The following is a 25,212-nucleotide window of genomic DNA, read 5'->3' on the forward strand; positions in this document are numbered from 1 at the left end:
TGTTGAGTTTGCAATTTATGATCACAACGTGTTTTTAAATCGTCGCAATGAAAATAAAACTACTTTCTTTATTCGGGATTTTCGGCCTTGTATTGGCTTCTTCCTGCGCTTCTTATAAAAAAAATCAATACGTAAAAGAGACGGCTGACTGGAAAAATCAAAATCCGGGTCCGGGATTGATATTGACGCATACCATGTATCTTGTGGGCAATGCTGGCGATGATTCGCCAACTTCACAGTCGCCGGTTTTGAAATACCTTAAAACGAAGTTGCCGACAGAATCTTCCAACAGTTCAATCTTGTTTCTTGGAGATAATATCTATGAAAAAGGAATGCCGCCGAAGGAAGATTCGGTAGAACGAAAGAAAGCTGAGTATCGGATCAATTCGGAATTGCAGACGCTGGATAACTACAAAGGACGGCCAATATTTTTGCCTGGAAACCGCGACTGGAAAGGCTGGGGCCTGAAAGGGTTGAAACGTGAAGAAAATTATATTGAAAATTATCTGAACAGCCGCCGGGGAAAAACGGAAATGGATGAGTTTGAGAATTATTTTATTCCGGATGATGGCTGTTCCGGGCCGGAGGTTGTTGAACTTAGCGATCAGGTTGTGGTTCTGGTCGTGGATTCGCAATGGTGGCTGACGGATTGGGATAAAGAACCAACCATTAATGACGGCTGCGATGTTAAAAACCGGGCGACATTCAAGTTTGTTTTTGAAAATCTTGTCAGGAAATACAAGAATAAAAACTTAGTGATCGCTTTGCATCATCCTCCTTATACCTACGGTGAACATGGCGGAAATTTTACTGTGAAACAGCATCTTTTTCCGTTGACAACACTTCATGAAAATTTATACATTCCGTTACCTTTTATCGGCAGTTTGGCTGCGTTGTTCCGCAGCAGTATCGGACCGAAACAGGATATTTCGAACCCATTTTACAAAGATATGAAAGCGGGAATGATGGCAGGTGTTCGTAAAAACGGAAGTTTTATTTTCGCAAGTGCCCATGAAAATGCCTTGCAATTTATTGAAAGCGAATCTCAGAAATTCATTGTCAGTGGAAGCGGTTCCAGAACTGCGCCGGTAAGATTGGGGAAAGGCTCACAATTTGCTTCGGCAGCTCTGGGATACACTACACTGGCTTTTTATGATAACGGAGAATCGTGGGTGCAATTTTGGGAAGTTAATGAGGATGGTACAAAATCTGAGTTGGTTTTTCAAAAGAAAATCAAAGGCAGATCAACCGAAGCGAAAGATGAAGTTCAGCCAGCTTTTACAGAATATAATCAGCACAAAGATTCGACAGAGAAATCCATTTTGGCGAATCCTGTAAAGAAGGTTAACAAGGGACATAATTTCTTTTTCGGATCACATAACCGTGAGCTTTATCAGGAACAATATCCGTTTCCGGTACTTGACCTTTCAACTTATCATGGCGGGCTGACACCAGTCAAACAGGGCGGGGGAAATCAAACGAATTCGCTTCGCCTTCGTGATTCGGAAGGGAAGGAGTATGTGCTTCGCGGAATGACCAAGGATGTGAGCCGGCTGTTACCTTTTCCATTTAATAAGATGACCGCCGCAAAATATATCGCGGAAGACAACTTCCTGTCGACGCACCCATTTGCGCCGTTGGCAATTCCTCCGCTGGCTGATGCGATCCAGGTTTACCATACCAATCCTAAATTGTTTTATGTGCCATCACAGCCGGATTTGGGTGTATTCAATTCGATCTTTGGTGGAAGCATGAGTCTGTTCGAGGAGCGCCCTGATGGGAAACGATGGAAAAATGATGACTTTTTCGGGAAAGCAGACAAGATTGTCGGAACACCGGATCTGATGGAAAATATTCTGAAAGACGGGAAATATAAAGTGGATGAAGAATGGGCTCTGCGTACCAGGTTGCTGGACTTTATCATTGGCGACTGGGACCGGCATGACGACCAGTGGACGTGGTCTTCGAAAAAGCAAGAGGACGGAATCACATTATACCGGCCTATCCCGCGCGATCGTGACCAGGCTTTTTCGAGATATGACGGTTTGTTTACATCCATTGCGAAACTGACTACAATGCCATTTTTAAGGCAACTTCAGACATATCAGCCTGAGATAAAAAGTATGAAATGGACGAGTTGGAGTGCGCGGCTTTTTGACCGTACGTTTCTGACTGAACTAAGTTGGGAACAGTGGGAAAAGCAGGCAAAATTCATTCAGTTAAATCTGACAGATCAGGTTATAGAAAATGCTTTTGCAAGTTGGCCCGATAAGGCGCGTGAACTTTCGGCACCCTGGATCATTAAAAGTATCAAAACCAGACGGGATAACCTGCTGAAAATTGCAAGGGAACATTACGCTTTTGTAAGCAAATCGGTTGATATTCTGGGGACGGAAGAGCGGGAGAGATTTGAAATCGAAAGAATCGACAATGATCATACCCGCGTGACCATTTATGAAATATCAAGAAAAGGCGAAGAAAAGCGGCTTGACTATCAGCGGACTTTCGACCACAAGATCACCAGGACCATCAATATTTACGGCAATGGAAATGATGATGAATTTATAACAAAAGGTTCTTCAAAAAAGGGAATCAAGGTTCGGCTCATTGGCGGAACGGGTAAGGATACCTTTGCGGATAGTTCAATCGTGAGAAGCGGTGCGAAGAAGACGATTGTCTACGACGATCTGGCGGAAAATGTAGTTGTGAAAGGTAACGAAACAGCCGATGAACGGACCGGCCTATATCGCTACAATATTTATGATCGTCGCGGGACAGGCAGCGATTACAATATTAATATGCCTATTCCGATTATAGGCTACAATCCGGACGATGGATTTTTGATTGGCGGAAGTTTGACAATGATACGTTATGGTTTTAAAAAGGAGCCTTATGCGTCGATTCAGCATATTGGCGGCAGTTTTTCTTTCGGGACAAAAGCCTTAAAACTCGACTATACCGGCGACTTTATTAATGCCTTTAAAAAATTCGATTTTTATCTTGACGCATTTTACCACGGCCCGTCTTACGCGTTCAATTATTCAGGTTTGGGAAACGACAGCCAGCGTCCGGTCGATGATCCGAATTTTTACCGCGTTCGACAGAAAGCGATCCACATTTATCCGGCTATTAAAAAGCGAATCGGATTGAATGGATTTGTGGCGCTCGGACCATTATTTGAAGTTTCAAAAATTCAGGAAACGGCTGGGCGGTATATTACGACAACGGACGGCGATCTCGATAAAAGTGACATTTTTAAGACAAAATATTTTGGTGGTGCACAGGCCAGATTTAGTTTTAACAACGTTGATAATATCTTTTCGCCGCATTCCGGTATCCGGTTTCACACTGATTTAAGCTGGGCATGGAATCTTAAAGAGAGCAATAATTTTACGGCATTGCGGGCACAGCTGGCTTTCTATAAGAGTATGGATAAAAAAGAAAGATTCGTTATCGCTTCCCAAATTGGTACAGGCCTGAACTTCGGTGCCGGTTTTGAATTTTTCCAAATGCCAACGTTGGGTGGAAACCAGGAAAGTCAGGGATTACGTGGCTATCGTACGCAACGATTTTACGGGAAAAGCAGTGTTTGGCACAGTACCGATCTTCGCGTTAAAGTTAACAGCAGTTATAACGAGACACTGCCTTTCACTTTCGGCGTCTTCGGCGGATTTGATTATGGCCGTGTCTGGCTAAAAGAATATCCTTCCGAAAACTGGCATTATGATTATGGGGGCGGAGTCTGGTTTTCACCGGTTGATATTGCTACATTATCGCTGGGAGCATTTTTTCCAAAAGAAAAAACCGAAGAATCTCCAAGGATTATGTTACGTCTAGGCTTCTGGTTTTAATTGAAACAACGGTTTCAAAATTCATTCTAAGAAACACCGAGATTTTTATGTTTTGAATGAAAAAACAGGCCGCAGGATAATAATTCCTGCGACCTGTTTAACTATTATTTAACCACAATTATCAACTCTTAATTTCGCCAGCCTCCGCCGAGAGATCGGTAAAGGTCAACGTTAGCAGCAAGTTGCGCACGCTTGATGGCCACCAACTCTAGCTCGCTTTGAAGTACATTGCTCTGCGCGGTAATCACTTCAAGATAATTGGCCATACCACTCTGGAAAAGCATTTTCGAATTTGATATCGCTTGCTGCAGCGTCCTGACCCGCGTGTCGGCGATGGTTTGCTGTTCTTTCAGTTTTTCAATTTTTACCAGAGCATCAGATACTTCGCCAACTGCATATAATACTGTTTGTCTGAATTCCATCACGGTTCTTTCACGTTCTAATTTCGAAACTTCGAACTGCGTTTTTAACTGATTTCGTTGAAACAAAGGCTGGGTAAGTCCGCCTGCTGCGGCGCCAAACAAGGAAGCCGGAATGTTAAACCAGTTTGATGCCTTGAAAGAATTGATACCGCCCGATGCTGTGATCGTTAGAGCTGGGTACATATTAGCTTTTGCGATACCTACGTTGGCATTGGCTACGTCCAGGGCAAGTTCTGACCTCCGGATATCTGGACGGCGGTTTAAAATTGATGTCGGAACCCCAGTCGCCAATGTTTCAGGGAATGAAATCTGATCAAGTTTAAGATTTCTTTCCATTCTCCCAGGCAAATCTCCTGCAAGGATACTCAGCGCATTTTCCTGCAAAATAATTGCCTGCTGCAATTCTGGAATTAGTTTTGATGCTGTCAGTTTTTGAGCTTCTGCTTGCTGGATGGCAAGAGAGGTTACTTGCCCGGAAGCAAACTGAAATCCAAAAATTCTTAACGTACTATCACTTAAAGCAAGGTTTTTTTCGGCGATACCAAGCTGGGCGTCCAGCATCAGCAGGTTGTAAAATCCTTGAGAAACCATAGCTACCAAATTGGTCCGGATCGCATTTTTTACCTCAATTGTTTGAAGATATTCTGCCAGTGCGCGACCGTTTCTGTTTTTGATTTTTCCCCATATGTCGGCTTCCCAGGATAAACCCATACTGACAGTATAATCTTCAATATGCGTAGTATTTAAAAAAGAACTCGCACTTAATCCATTCAAACTATTATCAGACGGACGGTTAGAGCCGGCTGTGATCTGAAGCCTTGCATCCGGGAAATAAGCCCATTTTGTCTGCTTGAACAAAAGCTGTGAAGCCTCGATATTTTTAAGAGCAATTTGCATATCGTAGTTTTTCGCGATGGCGCTGTCAAGTAACTTTTGGAGCGATGCGTCGGTAAAAAAACTGTCAAGCGGCAGATCAGCAATACTTGCCGTGTCCGTTGTTGCGACCGCATTCCTGAAAGTTTCAGGTAATGCAGTCTGTGGGGTTTCCACATTTTTGGAGATCTTACATGCAGCCAGCGCTGTCAGCAACACCAAAAATGTGAGTATATTAAGGTACTTTTTCATGTTGTATTTCTTTAAATTGCTTCTGCCAGTTCGGCTACTTCGTTTTTCACAACAGCAACTGGCTTTCCTGTAACTAGCTCCTGAAGGTATTGGAAGACGATGAACAGAACAGGAATGATAAATAGTCCAAGCACAACTCCGGTGATCATACCGCCGGCAGCTCCAATACTGATCGAATGGTTACCCTGTGCGGAAGGCCCGGTTGCAGTCATCATCGGAATAAGCCCTACAACAAAAGCCAGCGACGTCATAATGATTGGACGAAGACGCAGTTTGGCAGCTTCAAGAGAAGCATATAGTAGTGACTTGCCGACTTTTCTCCGCTGGACTGCAAATTCGACAATCAAAATCGCATTTTTTGCGAGCAAACCGATAAGCATGATCAAGGCAACTTGTACATATATATTGTTTTCGATTCCTGTCAAACCGATTGCAGCAAATACTCCGAAGATTCCGGTTGGGATTGATAAAATAACCGCGAAAGGAAGGATGTAACTTTCGTATTGAGCAGAAAGTAGGAAGTATACAAAAACCAGACATAGCATGAATACGACGACAGACTGACCTCCCGACGAGATTTCCTCTTTGGTCATACCTGAAAATTCATACTTGAATCCGTTTGGTAAATTTTTCGCAGCCACTTCTTCCACAGCTTTGATCGCATCTCCCGAACTGAATCCAGGTTTAGCTATCGCATTAATACCGATCGAGTTAAAAAGGTTGTAGCGGGAAGCATTTTCAGGTCCATAAACTCGTTTCATTTTGACAAGTGTATTAATCGGAACCATTTGGCCCAAACGGTTTTTAACAAGTACTCCATCCATAGAGGCCGGATCGGTACGGTCAGCTATATTCGCCTGGACCATGACACGGTAATACTTTCCAAAACGGTTGAAGTCAGAGGCTTGTGCACTACCGAAATATGCTTGCATCGTTTGCAAAATGTCTTTCACATTGACACTCAACTGCTCTGCCTTTACTTCATCAACTTCCATCTCAAGCTGAGGATAATCTGCCCGGAAAGCTGTAAAGGCAACTGCAATTTCAGGGCGTTTCATCAATTCACCGATAAAGCCGTTTGCTACGCCACTGAATTTATCTAGTGTTCCCCCGTTTCTATCTTGTAAAACAAAGTCGAGGCCGTCCACATTACTGAATCCAGGAACGGTAGGGAAGGTAAAGACAAAGAAATTTGCTCCTTTTATCGCACCCAGTTTTTGACGGACTTCATTCATAATTCCGTTGATGTCTTTCACGGCACCACGGTCCTTCGCAGGTTTTAGCAATACGAATGCAACGGCTGACGACGGACTTGAAGACTGCGTAAGAATATTAAATCCTGAAAGTCCCATCAACGTTTGTTTCGACTCCATCGACCCAAGGATAGTTTCTGCTTTGTGAACAACTTCAGTAGTACGTTCCAGCGAAGCACCAACAGGCATAGATAATGAAATTGCTATGAATCCTTGATCTTCAGAAGGTATAAATCCTGTTTTTGTTTTTGAAACCATAAAGCCGGTTGCAATTGTCACCAACGCCAAGGCGGCAAGACTTAACCATCTGTAATGGATCAGGAAGCGAAGACTGCTTACGTAACGGTTGGTAAGTTTGTCGAATGAGGCGTTGAAACCCATAAAGAATTTCTCTTTGAAGCTCTTTTTAACATAGACGCCGTTTTCATGATGTTTGTGTTCTTTCAAGAAAATTGCACACAATGCAGGGCTTAAAGTCAAAGCGTTAACGGCAGAGATCACAATCGCGATGGCTAATGTAAAGGCAAACTGGCGATAAAAAACTCCGGTTGAACCTTCAAGGAAACCAACAGGAAGAAACACAGCAGACATGATCAGCGTGATCGAAATAATTGCACCTGTAATTTCACTCATTGCGGAGACTGTGGCTGCCTTGGGTGGCAATCCTTTTTTCTCCATTTTTAAATGAACCGCCTCGACGACGACAATGGCGTCATCGACTACAATTCCTATGGCTAATACCAAAGCGAAAAGGGTAAGCAGGTTGATTGAGAAGCCGAAAAGGGACATGAAAAAGAATGTTCCTAAAATGGCAACCGGCACCGCAATTGCAGGGATAAGGGTTGAACGGAAATCCTGAAGGAAAATATAAACCACAATGAAAACGAGGATGAACGCTTCCAGCAAAGTATGCTGCACCTGCTCAATCGATTGATCCAGAGAATCTTTGGTATTATATAGTATCAGGTATTTCATTCCTTTCGGAAAATCTTTTTCCGCCTTTTTCATCAGATCCTGGATAGCGATCTGAATTTCGTTCGCGTTGGATCCGGCAAGCTGCATGGTGGCTATATTTACGCCTTGCTTGCCGTTTACCCGGGTGAAGTTTCCATAAGTATACGAACCGAACTCAACTTTTGCGACATCTTTAAGTCTTAAAATTGAACCATCTGCATTCGAGCGGATGATGATATTTTCATATTCTTCTGGTTTGTTCAGCTTTCCTTTATACTTGATCACATATTCAAAAGATTCCTGGCTGTTTTCTCCGAATTTTCCCGGCGCAGCTTCCAGGTTTTTATCCCGAATTGCGGCAATCACCTCATTTGGAGTCAGATTATAAGTAGCGAGCTGACTTGGTTTCAGCCAGACACGCATCGAATAATCCTTATTTCCTCCAAAAATAATCGATTGACCAACACCTTTAATACGCTTGATTTCCGGAATAATATTGATCTGCGCATAGTTCGCAAGAAACGTCTGGTCATACACGGCTTCGTTTTCCGAGTAAAGGTCAACAACCATAAGCAAACTGTTTTGCTGCTTCGCTGTTGTTACACCCGCCTGAACAACTTCCGCCGGCAGCTGGCTTGTAGCCTGCGAAACGCGGTTTTGAACGTTAACAGCCGCCTGGTCAGGGTCAGTACCCAATTTGAAATAAACGGTGATTACCAACGATCCGTCATTGCTGGCGGTTGAGCTCATGTAGCTCATGTTTTCGACCCCGTTTATAGATTCTTCCAGCGAAGGAGCAACAGAACGAAGAACGGTTTCTGCATTTGCGCCGGGGTAATTTGCGATAACCTGAACTGCCGGCGGTGCTATATCCGGGAACTGCTGCAAGGGCAGGTTCGTAAGTCCGAGCACCCCGAGTATCACCAGCAGAACGGAGATAACCGTGGCCAAGACAGGTCTGTCTATGAATTTCTTAAACATAAAGATTCAATTTGGGTGTTATATTAATTTTGGGCAATCACCGGTTTCGCTTTTTCCGGCGTAATTACAGTGCCCTCCTGTAGGATATCAAGTCCGGCAAAAACGATTTTGTCGCCCGCTTTAACGCCGTCTTTAATAAGGTAATTGTTACCGCTTTTTCCAATAATCGTGATAGGCATTTTCCTGACCTTATTACCTTCCGATACTGTATATACGAAGACCTTGTCTTGCAATTCCAGTGTGGCAGATTGAGGCACGAGAACTGCCGACTCATGCTGTAGGCTTAGACGCACTTTTCCCGTATTCCCGGAGCGAAGAAGCCCTTGTGCGTTAGCGAATGTGGCGCGTAATGTGATCGCTCCGGTGTTTTTATCAAACTGTCCGTCAATCATGTCAACTTTTCCCTGCTTTGGATATACCGTCTGATCGGCTAGCAGGAGCGATATTGGTTCCAGCTTTTTTAATTTGTCATTCAGCGTCGCGCCGTCATACTGTGCTTTGAACTTGATAAAATCAGCCTCGCCAAGTGAGAAGTAAACGTGTACCTCCTGAACATCCGAAAGCTGTGTCAACGGCTCAACGTCTGCGCGGGAAACAAGGCTTCCGTTTTTCTTGGGCAAGCGGCCAATAAAACCGTTTACAGGCGCTTTGATCGTAGTATACCCAACATTGATCTGTGCAGATCCAACAACTGCTTTCGCTTGTTCTGCATTTGCAATCGCCACGGCATTGGCCGCTTTGGCTGCTTTTAACTGAAAATCAGAGATTACTTTGTTTGCAACCAGCGGTGTCAGTTTGTCAATTTCAAGCTGCGTATTGACGATCGAGGCTTGTGCTGCGCTCAAATTAGCTTTTGCATTGTTCAGTTGTTCGCGGTATGGGTTATCGTTGATCTTGAACAGAGGCTGGCCAGCCTTAACATAGGCGCCTTCGTCAACAAAAACTTTATCAAGGTATCCATCCACCTGCGGACGAATTTCAACATTTACTTTTCCTTCGATTGAAGCGGGATATTCTTGGTAAGTAGTAGCCTGTCCTGAAGTGATTTCAACTACCGGCAACGTTGGTGGTGGCGGAGTCGTTGGTGCCTCCTGTTTTTGCGCGCATCCGTATAGCAGGATGGCTAAGCCTAAAATTAGATTTCTCATGAAAGTGTTATTAATTGTAATTAAGAGATGAAAACTTTAAAGACTGTTTTCTGACTTTTTTGCGGTGGTAAGACTATAATGTTTATTTTAGAACGATCGTTCAAAAATTATTCGATTTTCTAAAAAAAAACTTTAAAATCATCCAAATCATGCTCTAATCAGTGCTTTTATGGTTAGAATAGGTAATTCGATTTGATTATTTTGTTGGTTATTTTGAGTAAAAAAAGCCTTACATATAGTTCACGCCGATCCGGATAGCCTTCAATCCGGCGACTCCCTGCAGCTCTTCCAGCTCTAGATATTCCAGGTCATCTTTCAGTAAACCCATCTGCTGAAGGTCCCCGATATAGTCAAGATATTCCTGAGCTTCGCTGTCATTAAAATACACAAGTGCAATTTTTCCTGGTTGGGTCAGGCGCTCGCCACTTTCCCTCACAAACGCCTTGTCGATCCGTTTTTTGATAATTTCATAACGGATATTGTAAGCGCCTTCCACGTCGAATCTTCTCTCATCATTCCTGAAATTTATATTGATCGGATTTGAATGAATAAATATCAGCTGCGTGGTTTTCAGCGGACGTTGCAGTTGGGGCAGAAGTTTTTCAGTAAGCCTTGTAATTTCAGCCATTGAAGTGAGTTGCCACAAACGCAGATTTTTAAGATAGAGGGTATCAAAAGGTTTTTCAGGGGCCATCGACTGCCCGATGTACATGTCATACTCGATTCCATCCGTTCTGAATTTTTCAAAATAAAATGGATAAGCGGATTTAAGTGCTTTTTGAGCGTTATCAATATAATTCGATACCGAGGCATTGATGAGCTGTAATGAAGATTCCAGTTTTCGCCGGTTCTCAAAAAACAGACCGTCGGTTTCTGAAAGTGCCTGAAAATAAGAATCCACTATATCTTTGGTCATCGGATATTGTTCCCTGATCTGCAACAAAAAAGGGTTAACTTCAGCATCCAGAAAGCGGTTGAGTGCCAATTCATCTTCGGAGGAAAGGTATCCGTTTATTTCAGTTGCCCAACGGTCACAGGCACATACAAACGTCTCTGTTGTTTCAAGTTCGATCACTTTTTTGATTGAATGAAAAGTGTTTCCAAGAAATGACAATTGATTTTTGATATCTTCCCGGACAGCACGATTTCTCTCGAAAGTGGAATTTCTGACGTCAATCGCTCCATACAAAGGGTGTACCTTTTCAAATGTAACGGTCTCGATCTCAGCGTTTGGCGAACTGATACTGGTTTCCAGAAAATTCCATGCGGCTTCATTGAATTTCCATTGTACAGAAGGCTGCAACGGCGTGAATTTATCCCGGATAACGTTGTCAATTTTTGCGTTGAATTCGTCCGTACTGTATTTCAACAACTGAGCAATCAGCGGAAGTGCCGTTTGAATTCTCGAAAATAAAGCATCGTCAAGCGCGATCCCATGTTTTGAGAAGACTTCCAGAATTCCTGCTACTTTTTTATTGTAAAAAACAGGTATAAGCGCGAAAGAGGAAATGCCTTCGGATCTCAAAATATTAAGTAAAGGTTGCTCGGAAACCTGCTGATCCGTTATGTTATTAAAAACAGCAGTCTGAGGATTTGTATAATATTTATTAACCAGCTGATTAAATAATTCCTCAGTAACACCGAATTTTTTCGCAGCCTCAATGATCATACTTTGCGAACATTCCGCGTTGGCAAAAACATATTTTCCGTTAATTTGATAGGAAGGAATCAGACCAAAATCAACACGGTCGTCCCCAGCCAAAGTTTTCAGCGCCTGGATGATCGAATCGTTGGATTCCGTTTCATAATTGTGGTTCACCAAGGCTTCTTTGATAATATCTGTAGCACGTTGGATCGTTACATCCTGCAATGTGATAACAGAAAAACCTTCGAAGCGAAAACGGTTTAGCGGAAGAATACTTTCCAGAATTGTAGTATCAGCGCCCCCCTGCAGATAAGGCTCGATCGCTTGATAATCCAGCGCCGGCAATTTTCCCTGCAGCTGAATGTCGATAAACCTTGTATCCGTATTGATATTATAAAATTTAGGAAGATTGGTTACGGCATCGGTATACTCAAATAATATCTCATTCTTGACAAGCGATGGAATATTATAAATTCTTTCGAGGATCAGCCGGTACATAAACTGGATCTGCTGCGCTTTAAAATGCTGGACCGGGCTCAAATTGACTGTCTGACCATCAGTACTCTGTTGAGCCAGAAAATGATAGAAACCGTCAGTGCTGAAAAATATTTTATCAGGAATAGGAGTGCTCAGCGCCCAAAAATTTTCCTTTTCATTTGTCGCCAATGGCGTCAGGATCATGTAAACAAGTTCCATCAGCTCTTTGTATCGAACGTGATCTTTGGCTAAAACTGCCGATCCGTTACCTTTCATTTCATTTTCAAACTTTTCAATTACGAACCGGTAAAATTCAGATTTTACTGCTGGTTCGTCTTTGAGCATGTTTTTCAAATGGGCAACGAATGGCTTAAACGACAACGTAGATTCCATGACAGCAGGCCGAAAATCATTGTTTTTGATTTCAAGCGCTCCTTTCAGGGAATTTGAGTCGGTATTTGATTTAGCCAGATACATGTCCTTTCAAATGGTACTGTTACACTGATAATTTATTCGGAAAATCTAGTCTTTCGGTCCTCTTGTTTTTGTTGTAAAACAAATCCTTGAAAATACATTTAAGATCGGATTTAATACATAATCGATATTGTTGAATGATCGTTCCAAATGTGAAGAGTAATCTTAAAAAAAGATTATTTTTCTTTATATAATTCAATTTTAAATAATTTTATAATAAAAATATGCCGAAACAGATAGCGGATTCGATATTTTTGTAACTGATAGTTATATTCAATATACTATCGAAAAAGGATATACGTTTTTGTTTGGTCAGGTGAAAAAAAATGTTTTTTGTTTAAAACACATTGAATTTACCAGCTGAAATAAAGTGAAATGTTTCCGACATTATGACCATATAAACCTTTGGCATATGCAGTCGTTGGTTTTTGTGTGTAGGATATTCCCAGCGCACCTGATGCGAGTACAAGGCCGAAGTCAACATTTCCCATGACATGGTTGATATCCGCAGTATAAGGCGACTTTTTTTCGTTTGAAAGCTGTGCGTTGTTCTCAATTTCTCCATGCATCAAGGCATTTGAGGCAAGCATGGTAATTTGGGGTCTGACAAAAAAATAGAATTGAATTTTCCTGCGGATTGCAAAATTACTGAACTGACTGAAAAATCCATCAAAATAAGAAGACATATATCCAATTCTAAAAAGCGGATAAATAGAAAGGGAATTTGTTAACGTACCGGCGGAAATCTGTGCGCCTCCAATTACCTCCATATAATGCCCTGCCGCCAGCAATTGTTTCTCCGCCGCGAAATTTAAATTGACCAGAGCCTTTGTATTACATTGATTTTTCCAGCCCATCGGTATTTCGTCCCCGATCATTTGATGGATCCAGACCTGAGTTTGACGTGCAAAAGAAGCAGGGCCGCGAACACCAGCGAGAATTTCTGTCTGGAAGTTATATTTTTTTTCCCTGTTGTAAGAAGCGAGCGAGTGTGTCACAAATAACGCTCCCGAATAAGGATAGTCGTTTGCCTGAAAATCTGGAATGGTAAGATTATTTGGCGTTACCATCATCTGCATTACCGACCAACCGTAAGTGTCAGTACTGTGTTTTCCGGCTTTTGGAAAAAAACGATCGATCGGGAATTTGGAAGGCTTTTTTCGCTCATAAAAGATATCCAGCCTAACTCCGTTTGTGTACGCTTTGTCGGTACCGGCACCACGGAAGTTCAGGAAATCATTGTCCTCATAAAATCTGAAAATTCGGTCGGGACGCGAAGATTGTGCATTAGTTAAAACTGAATTTATGAGGCTTAACAGAAATGAAAAAAGAACAGGTAGCAGATATTTTTTCATGGTCGGAGGGTTAAAGCTGTTACATAATTTGAATTGTTTTAAGATGAAATAAGTATGTGTAAAATTAGGTACAGACTATATTGCGTGCTGCAAGTGTAACAAATTCAAACTGCCCAAAGGTCCACCGAATTGCTGCATTCTACCGCCGCTGGCAAGGTTTCCAAGATCTACCGGCGCGAAACCGATTCGCCTGACAACCTCGGAAAATTCTTTTTTGGCATACTGGTCATCGCCCGACAAGAAAACCACTCTTTTTCCATGTTCATGTTCGGGATATTTTTCCAATATTTTGTAATACAATGTGTTAAATGCTTTGACAAGACGCGCTCCGGGGACGAGTTCAGCGACGCGTTCACTGGACGTACGTTCACCAACTTCAATGGCGTGGGCAGCATTTTCGAGACTGAAATTCGGATTTGTAGCATCTATGACAATTCGGCCTTCCCAGGGAGGAAGATTTGCAAGTGCTTTTGGAAGCTGGTCCCAATGGACGGCGAGCATCACAATTTTTGCTTTCGCAACTTCCTCGGTCGTGGCGGCCCTCACGTTCGAACCCAGGTCTGTAACTACGGAACTCAGCGAGTGAGGGCCTCTGCTGTTACACATTATTACATTGTAGCCAGTGTTGACAAGTTGCCGGGCGAAAGCTCTTGCCATCTTTCCGGCTCCGATAATTCCGATGGTCATATCTTAGTGTTTAGTATGTTTCGATATTTTTATTAACTAATTGGATATTAAAAAGTTGTCTGATAGCATCACCGTGAAAAATGGATTGATAATGGTTTGCGCTGTATAAATAACTGCACATTTTAACCGGTAGGAGATGGTTTATCAATCCTTTCGATAACCACTTTTCCTGTGTCGGGATCGACGACTTTCAGTTCGATGTATACCACATTTGGAGCCAGTTTTGAACCTCCGTCGATATGAACAAAAATTCTCTTCAAAACATGTTCTTTCTGATTTACATGAATATAAACGCGGTAACGGTTGCGGTTATCTCTTCGTAAATACAGCGGTGACCGTGTGTATGCGACTGATTTCAACTCAAATGCTCCGTCACCGATAGGTGTAACTTTTAATCCATACGCAAATTTGTTCTGGATAAAATTCAGCTCTTTTATCGTTCCACCTTCAGGATATCGGATCCAGAAAGCATGTACCGGATTTTTGGTATCAAGCTTGCCTTCTTTGTCAATGTTCAGTTGATAGCAAATCGTGTTGGAATTCGGGTCGCGCTGAATATAAAAAAGTAGATTGGGGATGTTCGGTACAGGCATTGTATCCGGAGAAAACTGCTCCTGAGCGGCTGAGCATATAACTTCCGAAGTTACAAGCAAAAGCAGAATGAAGATGAAATGCTTTTTCATATCGGTTGTATATGAAAGTAAATAAATGACACCGTTTTATAGAAGGCTCCAAAGCTGAATCGTTTCACCTTGCTGGTAAACTTCTTCGAGGGACAATCAAAATTCAATCCGCCTTGTCTGATTAAGGAAATGCAGTCCTTTGCTTTTCCCGACCTTCTATGATCAAATAACCCCAAATCTTTGTCAAGGAGATAAACAGTTTTGGAGGTTATAAGCGGTGTTTATTCTTTAAAAATCAAATTTTACCCTTGCCCTGATTCCCCATTCCGAAACATTCGGATGATCCAGGTAATTTAAACGTTTCACAAGATCAACTCTAAGCAATTTGAAAATGTTGGCGATCCCGACACTTCCTTCGATGTACGGCTCTTTTCGCAAAGTGTAGGTGGCCAGTGTCCCATCTTCATTTGTTGGAAAACGATACAAGGATGGATTTTTAACTGGATTATTTTCATCACGAACGTCTCCCACAAGCCCCCGGAAGCTGAAAACTTCCCTTAATTTCAGTCGTTTTAACAGCGGTATTTTATTGAAAATAAATCCGTTAAAATAATATTCGACATTCAGACTTGCGTAATGATCGCTGACAAATTCAAGAAAATTCATCAGGTTATATGACCCGAGCTGATATGCATAAGTCTGGTTAGCGCGATGAATCGAAAGCAACGGAAAGGGGATCTGATTGCCAAAAATGTAACCGCCTTCGAGTGTCACGTCTGTATATCCAAACTGTGAAAGAAAAATTCGTTTGTTGACATTTCCTGTCAGGTTGTGGTAATTATATTCTCCTTTCAGGAAACCGGAAATTCCGGTGTTGTATCGCATGGTAAAAATCGGATACTTATTCGGGATCGGGATTCTGTAAAGTTTTCCCTGATAATATTGCTCTTTTGGAGCATATCTGAGTTCGACGTTTACCTCCGTGTTATTCAGTTCCGGCACATTGATCAACGCGTCGTTCTCAACATCAAGGTACTGATATTCTAATGCTCCGGCAGGTGTTTGCCGCCATTGTGTAAAGCCTATTTTATATGACATTTTATTTCTGAATTCCCTGACATATTCCAGCTTGTAAATATCATTATACAGCCACCGGTCATTATTTCCACGTTTAAAAGAGAGGAGAAAATTATCTTCCTGAACAAACTGTAACTCCTGGCCTGGAATTTTCGTATCGCGCTGATAGCTGACACGCAGGTAGTGAAGCGGAAAATGATATACTGATTTATTGTTCAGTGAATAAGTCCCGCTCAAAAAATATTTCCATTTCTGATCTTTGAAACCGTATGCTGCATAGGATTCAAAATAGACCCGTTTGCTGAACTCCGGCGTTGTTCTCCCCCCAAATCTCAACCGCAAACCCTCCACTGGGTTGAAGCTGTAAAATGTGTTGACCGGACCCATTTCGACCGCGCCAAAATTTTTGTATCCGGCAAAAAGCAGTGTGATAATGTCCATGGTTCGCTGAAATGACTTGATCGTCTGTAGCGTATCTACATTTTTGTAAATTGCTATTTCCGTTTTTTCCAGCGGAACATGCCTCGCGGCCTGCCAATATTCCGACGTAGGTTTTACTTCAAGATCGTAACCAATCACTTCTGCCGGGCCTTTGAAAATGCTGTCGGGAATCGACTGGTTAATTGCATAATTTTTATAGGTTACCATCCGCTGTCCGTACAAACCGCCACCCTTTTCTCCCAAAGCAAACTCCATAGCCAAGGTTTTTTTCATAGGCCGGTAACGCCCGTCTGCACTTTTCTCATATTCAAGTTTTGCCTCCAGATCCCGCATGAAATTGAGATTAATATCTTTATTTACAGTCAGGTATGCGCAATGCACGCTGTAATGACCGTCTAGTGTAATAAACATTTTTCCCTCAAAAAGCAGGTCTGTTTTGTTTCTGGGAATAAAATTTAATTCAACAAGCCACGGTTGTTCTGTTTTAACCGTGTCACGGATGAAAAATTTGTAAAAAGTCGGTGAATTATTCGCGATCGGACTTAGAAGAAGATTGGTGACGACAGAAATGTTATTGTCATAAATATTTATGTCTTCGTAAAGTCTGTTGAAATAAGTGCTCAATCCGTCGTTGTCAATAAATCTCGAATCATATTCCGCTCGTTGATCTGCCAGGATAACCTGTTTCTTTTTTGTGGGATCCTTACGGTAATAAACCTGGGAAATTTTTTCCTCCAAATATGCCGGAAGAATATTTTTACCGCCTATGGAAGCAGAGTCCTGTTGCTGAAAAAGAAACTGGTAATTCCTGAAAATGCGCTTGTCTTTGAACTTATTTGAAAGGTTACTGAGCGCGAATGAAATTTTCTCATATTGCTCATATTCAACAAAGTCGTTGGCTTCCGGCTGATTTTCCTTTTTGTGATCGATCACATTCTGGATGAGCTCAACCGCCGGATTATTCCTGTTTCGATAGCGGCCTTTGCCTCTCACAACAACCTCCTTTAACAAAGAGGTATTTACATTCAGGCGTAGGTTGATAACCTGTTCTCTTCCTGGCATAAAAGTTCTGGTAATCGTGTTGTAGCCAATATATTGAACCTGAATTTTGTTATAATTTCCCTGGATCTGAATTGTAAATTTTCCGTCGTCGTCAGCCAGAGCTCCGAACGAAGTTCCTGGTACGACTACACTGGCGTAAGGCAAAGTTTCTTTTGAGGCAGAATCGGAGATCACACCACGAATGGTTGTCGTCTGAGCGAACGTCAGATTTGCCTGCATAAAAATGATCCACAAAACCAATATCGGAAGTTTGTAACGTGTCTGCATTCGGTGAAATTTAAGAGACAATGTTATTGTCAGCTATATAACTATTCTGCTATCGCCACATTTGATGCGCGCGGCTGACGCGATAAAATCCAATGCATTGAACTTTGTCTGCTCAATTTTGCATCCGACTTCGTACATATCGGCACCAGCCGCCACGTCATCCAGTCAGACTCCCACCAGCAAGGAGCTTTCTGTCTTTTTGATAAGAAGAGGTTTACACTTTCTTTTAAATGTACGGTATCAGAAATAACGGTCTGCCAACTTATTTTGAGAGGGGTTAAATCCTGAATTTCTGTATTCGAATCGTGATGGTTTTTCTGCTGGTGTTCTTTTGCGCTGCTTTCTGATAAGAATAATTCCAACGCTCGCGGTGATAATGGTAAATGTTTTCGGCTTTAATAAGGTTTCGTTTGTGGTTTATCTATTTGTATTTCAGTTATTTGTAATAAAGTAAACAAATTTAGATCAATACTTTATTTCTGGCAATTGACAAACAAAGGTTCATAATGTATATTTCATGTACTCTTTAAAACCGGCTCTTCAACTAATTTCATCAACTGGATCTCGGCGTTAAAACTGACTTCTTCTCCGATCAGCAAACTCCCTAAATCTGCCATGGTGGTCGCGGTCAGGTCAAAGTCTTTCCTGTTAATTTCGCCATGTACGGAAAAACCAACTTTCGTCAACCCGTCGGGTTCAATTGTTTTTCCGCTAAATTCAACAAGTAGCTCAATCGGCCTCGTGATGTTTTTTATGGTAAGATTTCCGATCAATTTATCTTCATCGAACGAGTTGAGATATTTTTTGCCTACAAATTTCAATACTGGATATTTAGATGAATCAAAGAATCCGGCTGATTTTAAATATGCGTCACGTTCCTTATCAGAAGTGTCCAGCGAATCAATTTTTGCTGTAAAGACGATGCCGTAAAATTTTGTGAAGTCATCCTCCTCCGTGGCTACTTCGAGTTTGATTTTTCGGAAATAGCCGGTAATGTTTTGAAGAAGTAAATGTGTTGTATTGAACAGTACCTCACTGCGATCCGGATCCGCAATCCATTTTGTCGTAGCCATGTCGGTATATGATGCTAGGGTGCCAGAATTTTTTTTCCATACAAATATCTGATAACAGTATCCAAAAAGAAATGTCTATAAGATGGCTGATGATGTACAAATTCTCGCTTTGGGCTGTTGCGGCTGAAAACGTATTCCTTGATTACCCAAGACGATTTTGACATTGATAAAATTGATTACGGTTACCGGAGCGGAAAGTAGTATCAGCCGGAGATAAATTGCCTATTCTTCAAGTAGGATCAATCTATTCACCCCTCCATTCTGCTAAATTTGAATTATAATGAGAGTTTTTGTACTTGTTTTACTAAAAAATAGAAAACATTCTACAAAAATATCAAAAACATTCTATATGATTTAAAAAGTAACCTTTGTAAATTTGTGGCGTTCTTATATACAATTCTGTATTTATTTACACAATTCTCTTTCCCGGCTTCGGGTTGGTAATATAAAAACGTTGAGTGTAATACATAAGACCTGCTATGATTTCACAGCAGGTCTTCTCTTTTTACGGCAACTTAGGAAATGTCGTCATATAATTCCGCGTACCGCCATGATCAGGTATTGCAAACAAATGACGGGTTGAGTAACAAAGTTCAGGCTAACAATTAGTTTTCCGCCAACGAAATATTGTAAATAATGAAGAGTCTTATGAACAGTTTTTCTCAACGGAGCTTTTGTAACTTCTTTTATAATCAAGCCGAAAAAAGCGCAGCATAATCATTTGCAAACTTGTCAAAAGCAATCGGCTCTCTTCCAATTATCTCTCTTAGACCCGATTTAATTTCTGATGCTTCACCCGCTTTATAATGCGCGTAATCCTCGACCAACCCCTCTGCCTGCCATCCCGGGAAGCCAGCCTGAAGCAAGGTGTCATGCAACATCATCGGTGTGATATCAATAAATTGAATAGGCCTGCCTGTTGCGATTGAGAGCTTGTGAGCGACTTCTGTGTGCGTCAACGATTCCGGGCCGGTAAGATTGTAGATTTTTCCTTCGTGCCCCGGCGTAGTCAACGTTTGCGCGGCAACCGCGGCAATGTCCCTGATGTCAATCAAGCTGATTTTCGAATCGCCAACAGCCCCAAAAAACTTTCCTTTTTCAACGATCGTTTGCCGAAATCCCAGCAGTCCCTGCATAAATAAATTCGGTCTTAAAAAGGTATAGGCTATGCCCGACTTTTTTATTAGGTTTTCAACGACCGCATGATATCGTAGAAATCGTACCGGCGAATCCGCATCTGCTGCCCATTGTGAAAGTTTGACGATGTGTTTTAATCCGCTTTGAGACCCTACCTCGACAAAAGAGCATTGTTGCCGTTCAGCAAGTTCTGACGAATTGGTAAGCAAGAATGCTTTTTCGACTCCTTGAAGCGCATTTCTTAATGAATCGTGGTTATTAAAGTCTCCTTCCACAAGTTCAGATCCAGGCAGGCTGGCCAGTTCCTCTGCCTGTTCGGGTGAGCGTACCATCGCCCGAAAACTTATCCCTTTTTCTGACAAAAGTTTAGTCAGTTCCTTTCCTATATTTCCAGTAGCACCGGTAATAAGAATTTTTGGTGATTGTCTATTTGACATGATAAAAATGGTTTATTGAAAGAATAATTTCTATTGCAAAAGTACCTGAGGCAGCTATCCAGAAATTGTAAGAAAACGAAAGTGCCGGTTCGCTTTTAACCTGCTTATATACATGACTTCTTTGTAGCTTTACTTTAAAAGAAAACAGGCCAGCAAAATGGATTCGACCGGATTACATATTAATATTGGCGAGCCGCTAAATGATGTGGTGAAACATTTGTATTGCATCAGGACGTCTGAAAATTTCAACGCCATCGTTCAGCATTTATCGCCAAACCTGGAAATGATGCTGGTCTTTAATTTCGGAAAACCTGTGCGTGTTTCTTTTGCTGATGATGAATTCCAGGATCTGAAAATGGAAAAAATGGCTGTGGTCGGCCCACTTCGTAAGATGCTCAATTATGAAATTTTACCGAACACAAGCCTGATTGCAGTTGTATTTACCGCAGACGGTTTTTATCGTCTGTTTCAATTACCAGTTGATAGTCTAAGCGGAGAAACTGTGATTGATCCGGATGAGCTTTTGGGTATTTCAGGGTTTGAAGCGTTATGGCAGGAACTTAGCAAGCTGAAAGATTTGGAACAAAAAGTAGATTTATTAAAAGCATATGGATTATCTTTCATCCAGCGTGCGGAGGAGGGAAGTATGCCATTACTAAATGGAATTGGCTATTTTCAACAAGAGTCGGTGCAGCCAGTACGCGCGATTGCAATGGACTCTGATCTGTCGGAGAGAACAATACAGTTAAGGTTCAAAAAATATCTTGGTTATTCTCCCAAGGAGCTTTTACGTTTTATTCGTTTTAAAAAAGTTATCCATCAAATTTTGCAAACGGAAAATGAGCAGGTTGATTGGTATAGCCTGATCGAAACGTTTGGCTACCATGATCAGAGCCATTTGATCAAAGATTTTCATCATTATCTGGGGACAACGCCTCAAAAGTTTGTGAGAGATATTGTCGGGAAAGAATTCTGTGTGAGCAAGGAGGGAAAATATTATTCCTAGGCAAGGTCGAAACGTTTTGATTCGACCATTTTAATATGGTTATTGGCTATTTCTCTCACGTATTTTTTCTAATGGCAATTTTTCAGGTTTTTAAAAGCAGCACTAAAAATCAATACCACTATTTATTGAAAGCTACCGGCACGTCACAACTTATACTTTCTTGTGAAGGGTTTTCTTCTAAGCAAAAATGCCTTGACGGGATACTTTTTGTGCAAAAACACGTGGCGGGCGAAGAGGTTTTTGAGCGGCAGGACAGTTATCTGAGCTTCACGTTTATCATAAAAAACGACATTCAGGAAACTGTTGCGAAAAGTGAGAATTACACTTCGGAGTCGCCAAGAGAACAGATTATCGCTTTGATCAGGAAAGATGCAGGAACTGCCATAATTCAGGATCTGACCTAACTGGTGCTTTAATTTCTGCTGAAATGAACAGCCAGATTGTAGCGGCACGCTACTGATTTCCCTTTTACCTTCCCGGGAATCCAGCCGGGCATGTTACTAACCAATCGGACTGCTTCTTCATCGAATTCTGGCACTTCTGGTCTTAAAACATGCACGTCTTCAATTTTTCCTCTTTCCGTTATGATGAACGTGACAAATACCCGACGTTGAATTTCTTCTTTTAAAGCTTCTTTTGGATACCTTAAATTTTTTCTAATATATTCCTGGAGATTTCCGGACTCTCCTCGAAAACGCGGCTGCACTTCCGTGACTGTATACACTGTCCGTTCCGGCGTCGTATCCGGATCGGCCTGAGGCTGCTGCGCCTGAGCGGACAGGCTGCAGAGGAACACGAACAATAAAATTAATTTTAAAGCATACATATCATCTGTATTAAACCGTGGCTTTCTGGAAGTTTGTTTAATATTAATCATAACTAAAAGTAAAATCACTACCACTAAGTAAGATGACATTTTAGGCGGAGGGCTGCAGGAATCAACCAGGATGGGGGAGGATTCAGTATCAGGGAATGCCACTCATCGGAATGAAATTGCTGCCAATAGAACTGACATTGAAAACTGCAAAAAATGGAGGAAGATTGTTGAACAAATCCGTGAATTTCTGGGGCAATACTATCGAAGTCAAAAAACTGGAAATTTATTTTGCAAAATCACTCTGGGAGTGATTCGAAATCTGAGGAAAATCAAAACGCCGGAAGCGTTAATCTTCCGGCGTTTTGGATTGTGAATTTATCCGAAAATAGTTTTTTTAGAACGTATAGGTGAAGTTCGCTAATAAAGCCCGAGGTGTCTGAGGAGCGATAGTAGACCAGCCCTTGTAATATTCTTTGTCAAAAGCATTGTTCAGCTTGAGGCCAATACGATAGCTGTCGGCCTGATAAAATAATGACGCGTTGGCGATAGTGTAAGCAGGTAAAATGAATTCGCCCGTTGATGCATAATTGATGGCGAAGCGCTCGCTTGCTCCATTGCATCCGGCGCCGATACCAAATCCTTTTAATTTTCCAGCCGGTATTTCATAATTTGCCCATACATTGTAAAGCGTTTTTGAGCCTGCCTCAAGAGGTCTTGTATTAAGGATTTCGTTGTTGTCTGACTTGGTAACCTTGCTGTCATTGTTACTGAATCCGGCTCTGATGTTTAATCCATTAACCGGATTTGCGTTTAGTTCAATTTCAAAACCTTTGCTGTATACCTCACCCCCCTGTATCTTATTGAAAGGCGAAGATGGATCAGTAATTACCTGATCTTTAACTTGAATGTCATAATAACTGATTGTCGCGTTCAGTTTATTTTTGATGATGTTGGTTTTGATACCAAATTCGATCTGGTTTGCCTGCTCGGGACGGAAGCTTTTAAACGTCTGCGGACCGTCCGCCGGGTTTCCAACGAGTGCAGGCGCTACGTTGGTAAATCCGTTTTGGTAATTGGCAAAAACAGATATTTTGTCTGCAACTGGCTGGAACAAAATTCCGAATTTCGGCGACAAGGTTGTCTGATTGTAGTCATCATCCGAAGTTGCAACACTTCCCTGGTTATCGAAATGATCAAGACGGAGACCGACCATTACAGATAAATTATTGGTAATGTTCAGTACATCAGAAGCATATGCACTGTAAATATTATATTTCGATTTAGAATTCGATACAGGTTGTGAAGCCAGCACCGCATCCACACCTGCGGTAGAAAGCGGATAAGCCGTCGTTTCAACCACGTCCGCAGTAAACGGGTCATCACCATTGGCACCGCCCTGGGGTGTTACATTTCCGTAAAAAGCATAGCCGGTACCGTTGCTGGTGGAAATAGCCGAGAAATAGTCAAGGCCCAAAACAACTCTGTTTCTCAATTTTCCCAGCTTGAAGTCGCCGATAAAGTTTTGTTGGATATCCGAAGTCCCCGTGTATTCGTTCTGCTTATTTAAAAATCGGGAAAATGTGTCGTTTTCTAAAATTCCAAAATCGAACAGATAGGTGTAATATCCTTTCGTTGAGGTTGCGCTTTTAGAGATAAGCGTTTGCGACTGCCACGTATCTGAGAGGTTGTAATCCATTTCAACGCGGTAGTTCTGAGTCGGGTTTTGCAATGTTAAATCATTACTTGTGAATGAAAGTTTATAGTTGTATCCCAGGTCTTTGATGTTTTTTGAATGCTGGGGAGCGCTTCTGTTCAGGAACAAAAACATCGGATTTGTCTGCTCAGCCTGCGTTATTTCTCCATAGAAAGAAAATGATAATTTGTTGTTCACTCTGTAAGAAAGTGACGGCGCAACAAAAAACGATTTTCTAAAACCAGCATCCTGGAAACTGCGCTCAGTTGCGTAGGACGTGTTTAGTCTGAAATACAAGTTTTTTTCTTTGTTTAACGCGGTATTGAAATCACCTGTGATCTGATTCAATCCAAAAGAACCTGTTGTGAATGAAAGTTCTCCACCAGTTCCAATGTATGGTTTTTTAGTTACTACATTGATAAGCCCGCCGTAAGAGCTCACTGCATTTCCGAACAATGTTGCAGAAGGGCCTTTTAAAACTTCGATCCGTTCGATGTTGGCCGGGTTGATAGTTCCGTTGGTAAGCCCTGGCAGACCATTCACTAACTTCGGCTGAACGGAGAATCCGCGTAGCGAGAAATACCCGGCTCCATCGCCTCCACGACCTGTGGATGTCCAAAGATTTTCTACTCCCGTTGCATTTTTCAGAGCATCATCAAAATTTGTAACGATCTGAGTTTTTAAAAGGTAATCTGTCACTGTGCTGTAAACCTGCGTGTTTTCAAAGTCCTTTAACGGCAATTTAGAAACATAGGCAGTTTTATTTCGGGAGAATTTATTATCTCTTTCTCCTTCAATAACGACTTCACGCAAGATTTCATCACCCTCGTACAGTGTTATCGTTTTAAGATCGACCTCGTTTTCTGAAATGGTAAAAGGCAATTCTTTGGTTTTGAACCCCAGAGAAGATACCGACAAAATGTAATTACCATCTTTGATATCAGCTATTTCAAAGAAGCCAATATCATTGGTCTGAGTACCAGTGCTTGTGTTTTTGATATGAATCGTTACGCCCGGCAGCGTATTTTTTGAGTTGTCCATCACAATGCCTTTCACTCTGCCCGTCTGTGCAAAAGAAAGGGACGAAAGAAGCACAAGGATTGAAAATGATAAAAGATATTTCATTTATTTAATTTAGAATTAGAATAATTAACTCGGGGCTGCAAATGTATTGTGTGCAAGTTACTCCTGCAAACTATTTGTAATA

General features: G+C 41.7%; 16 protein-coding genes. 3 read left to right on the forward strand and 13 right to left on the reverse strand.

All coding sequences use genetic code 11. From position 1 onward, the window contains the following. The first annotated feature begins 47 nt into the window (after positions 1 to 47). On the forward strand, positions 48 to 3,851 hold the full coding sequence (locus tag BMY70_RS19470) for a BamA/TamA family outer membrane protein (RefSeq protein ID WP_090337966.1): 3,804 nt from the start codon (positions 48 to 50) through the stop codon (positions 3,849 to 3,851). A 128-nt stretch (positions 3,852 to 3,979) separates the two neighbouring features. Here BMY70_RS19470 and BMY70_RS19475 read toward each other — a convergent pair whose 3' ends face one another. The 11 genes from BMY70_RS19475 to BMY70_RS19525 all read right to left on the reverse strand — a co-directional run bounded on the left by BMY70_RS19475 (position 3,980) and on the right by BMY70_RS19525 (position 20,489). Further along, positions 3,980 to 5,398: an efflux transporter outer membrane subunit gene (locus tag BMY70_RS19475; RefSeq protein ID WP_090337967.1), complete on the reverse strand. Its 1,419-nt coding sequence runs from the start codon at positions 5,396 to 5,398 to the stop codon at positions 3,980 to 3,982. Between the two features lie 11 nt (positions 5,399 to 5,409). Further along, positions 5,410 to 8,586: an efflux RND transporter permease subunit gene (locus BMY70_RS19480; protein WP_090337968.1), complete on the reverse strand. Its 3,177-nt coding sequence runs from the start codon at positions 8,584 to 8,586 to the stop codon at positions 5,410 to 5,412. Positions 8,587 to 8,609: 23 nt separating this feature from the next. After that, positions 8,610 to 9,734, reverse strand: a complete 1,125-nt coding sequence (locus tag BMY70_RS19485) for an efflux RND transporter periplasmic adaptor subunit (protein ID WP_090337969.1) — start codon at positions 9,732 to 9,734, stop codon at positions 8,610 to 8,612. Positions 9,735 to 9,963: 229 nt separating this feature from the next. Next, positions 9,964 to 12,333 carry a hypothetical protein gene (locus BMY70_RS19490; RefSeq protein ID WP_090337970.1) on the reverse strand — a complete coding sequence of 790 codons (2,370 nt, stop codon included), beginning with the start codon at positions 12,331 to 12,333 and terminating at the stop codon, positions 9,964 to 9,966. Between the two features lie 350 nt (positions 12,334 to 12,683). Next, on the reverse strand, positions 12,684 to 13,685 hold the full coding sequence (locus BMY70_RS19495; protein ID WP_090337971.1) for a lipid A deacylase LpxR family protein: 1,002 nt from the start codon (positions 13,683 to 13,685) through the stop codon (positions 12,684 to 12,686). A 75-nt stretch (positions 13,686 to 13,760) separates the two neighbouring features. Continuing rightward, on the reverse strand, positions 13,761 to 14,372 hold the full coding sequence (locus tag BMY70_RS19500; protein ID WP_090337972.1) for an NADPH-dependent F420 reductase: 612 nt from the start codon (positions 14,370 to 14,372) through the stop codon (positions 13,761 to 13,763). A gap of 122 nt (positions 14,373 to 14,494) precedes the next feature. Next, positions 14,495 to 15,055, reverse strand: coding sequence for a DUF4833 domain-containing protein (locus BMY70_RS19505; protein WP_090337973.1), 561 nt, complete (start codon positions 15,053 to 15,055; stop codon positions 14,495 to 14,497). Between the two features lie 228 nt (positions 15,056 to 15,283). Next, positions 15,284 to 17,842 carry a DUF5686 and carboxypeptidase-like regulatory domain-containing protein gene (locus BMY70_RS19510; RefSeq protein ID WP_090337974.1) on the reverse strand — a complete coding sequence of 853 codons (2,559 nt, stop codon included), beginning with the start codon at positions 17,840 to 17,842 and terminating at the stop codon, positions 15,284 to 15,286. Between the two features lie 41 nt (positions 17,843 to 17,883). After that, positions 17,884 to 18,204: a hypothetical protein gene (locus BMY70_RS19515; protein WP_090337975.1), complete on the reverse strand. Its 321-nt coding sequence runs from the start codon at positions 18,202 to 18,204 to the stop codon at positions 17,884 to 17,886. A gap of 153 nt (positions 18,205 to 18,357) precedes the next feature. Further along, entirely contained in the window at positions 18,358 to 18,915 is a 558-nt protein-coding gene (locus BMY70_RS19520) for a YceI family protein (RefSeq protein ID WP_090337976.1), read from the reverse strand. Positions 18,916 to 19,607: 692 nt separating this feature from the next. After that, positions 19,608 to 20,489 (reverse strand): SDR family oxidoreductase, encoded by an 882-nt coding sequence (locus BMY70_RS19525; RefSeq protein WP_090337977.1) that lies wholly within the window; start codon positions 20,487 to 20,489, stop codon positions 19,608 to 19,610. A gap of 157 nt (positions 20,490 to 20,646) precedes the next feature. Here BMY70_RS19525 and BMY70_RS19530 point away from each other — a divergent pair, with 157 nt between their 5' ends. Further along, positions 20,647 to 21,495, forward strand: coding sequence for a helix-turn-helix domain-containing protein (locus BMY70_RS19530; protein WP_090337978.1), 849 nt, complete (start codon positions 20,647 to 20,649; stop codon positions 21,493 to 21,495). A 71-nt stretch (positions 21,496 to 21,566) separates the two neighbouring features. Then, positions 21,567 to 21,899: a YegP family protein gene (locus tag BMY70_RS19535; RefSeq protein WP_177197078.1), complete on the forward strand. Its 333-nt coding sequence runs from the start codon at positions 21,567 to 21,569 to the stop codon at positions 21,897 to 21,899. 8 nt (positions 21,900 to 21,907) lie between these two features. On the opposite strand, the gene BMY70_RS19540 is transcribed toward BMY70_RS19535, so the two are convergent. Both BMY70_RS19540 and BMY70_RS19545 read right to left on the reverse strand, forming a co-directional pair. Continuing rightward, positions 21,908 to 22,372: an energy transducer TonB gene (locus tag BMY70_RS19540; protein ID WP_218148655.1), complete on the reverse strand. Its 465-nt coding sequence runs from the start codon at positions 22,370 to 22,372 to the stop codon at positions 21,908 to 21,910. Between the two features lie 334 nt (positions 22,373 to 22,706). Then, a complete protein-coding gene (locus tag BMY70_RS19545) occupies positions 22,707 to 25,130 on the reverse strand; it encodes a TonB-dependent receptor (protein ID WP_090337981.1) in 2,424 nt (807 codons plus the stop codon). Between the last annotated feature and the right edge of the window lie 82 nt (positions 25,131 to 25,212).

This window comes from Dyadobacter koreensis (genome assembly GCF_900108855.1).
Classification (GTDB): domain Bacteria; phylum Bacteroidota; class Bacteroidia; order Cytophagales; family Spirosomataceae; genus Dyadobacter; species Dyadobacter koreensis.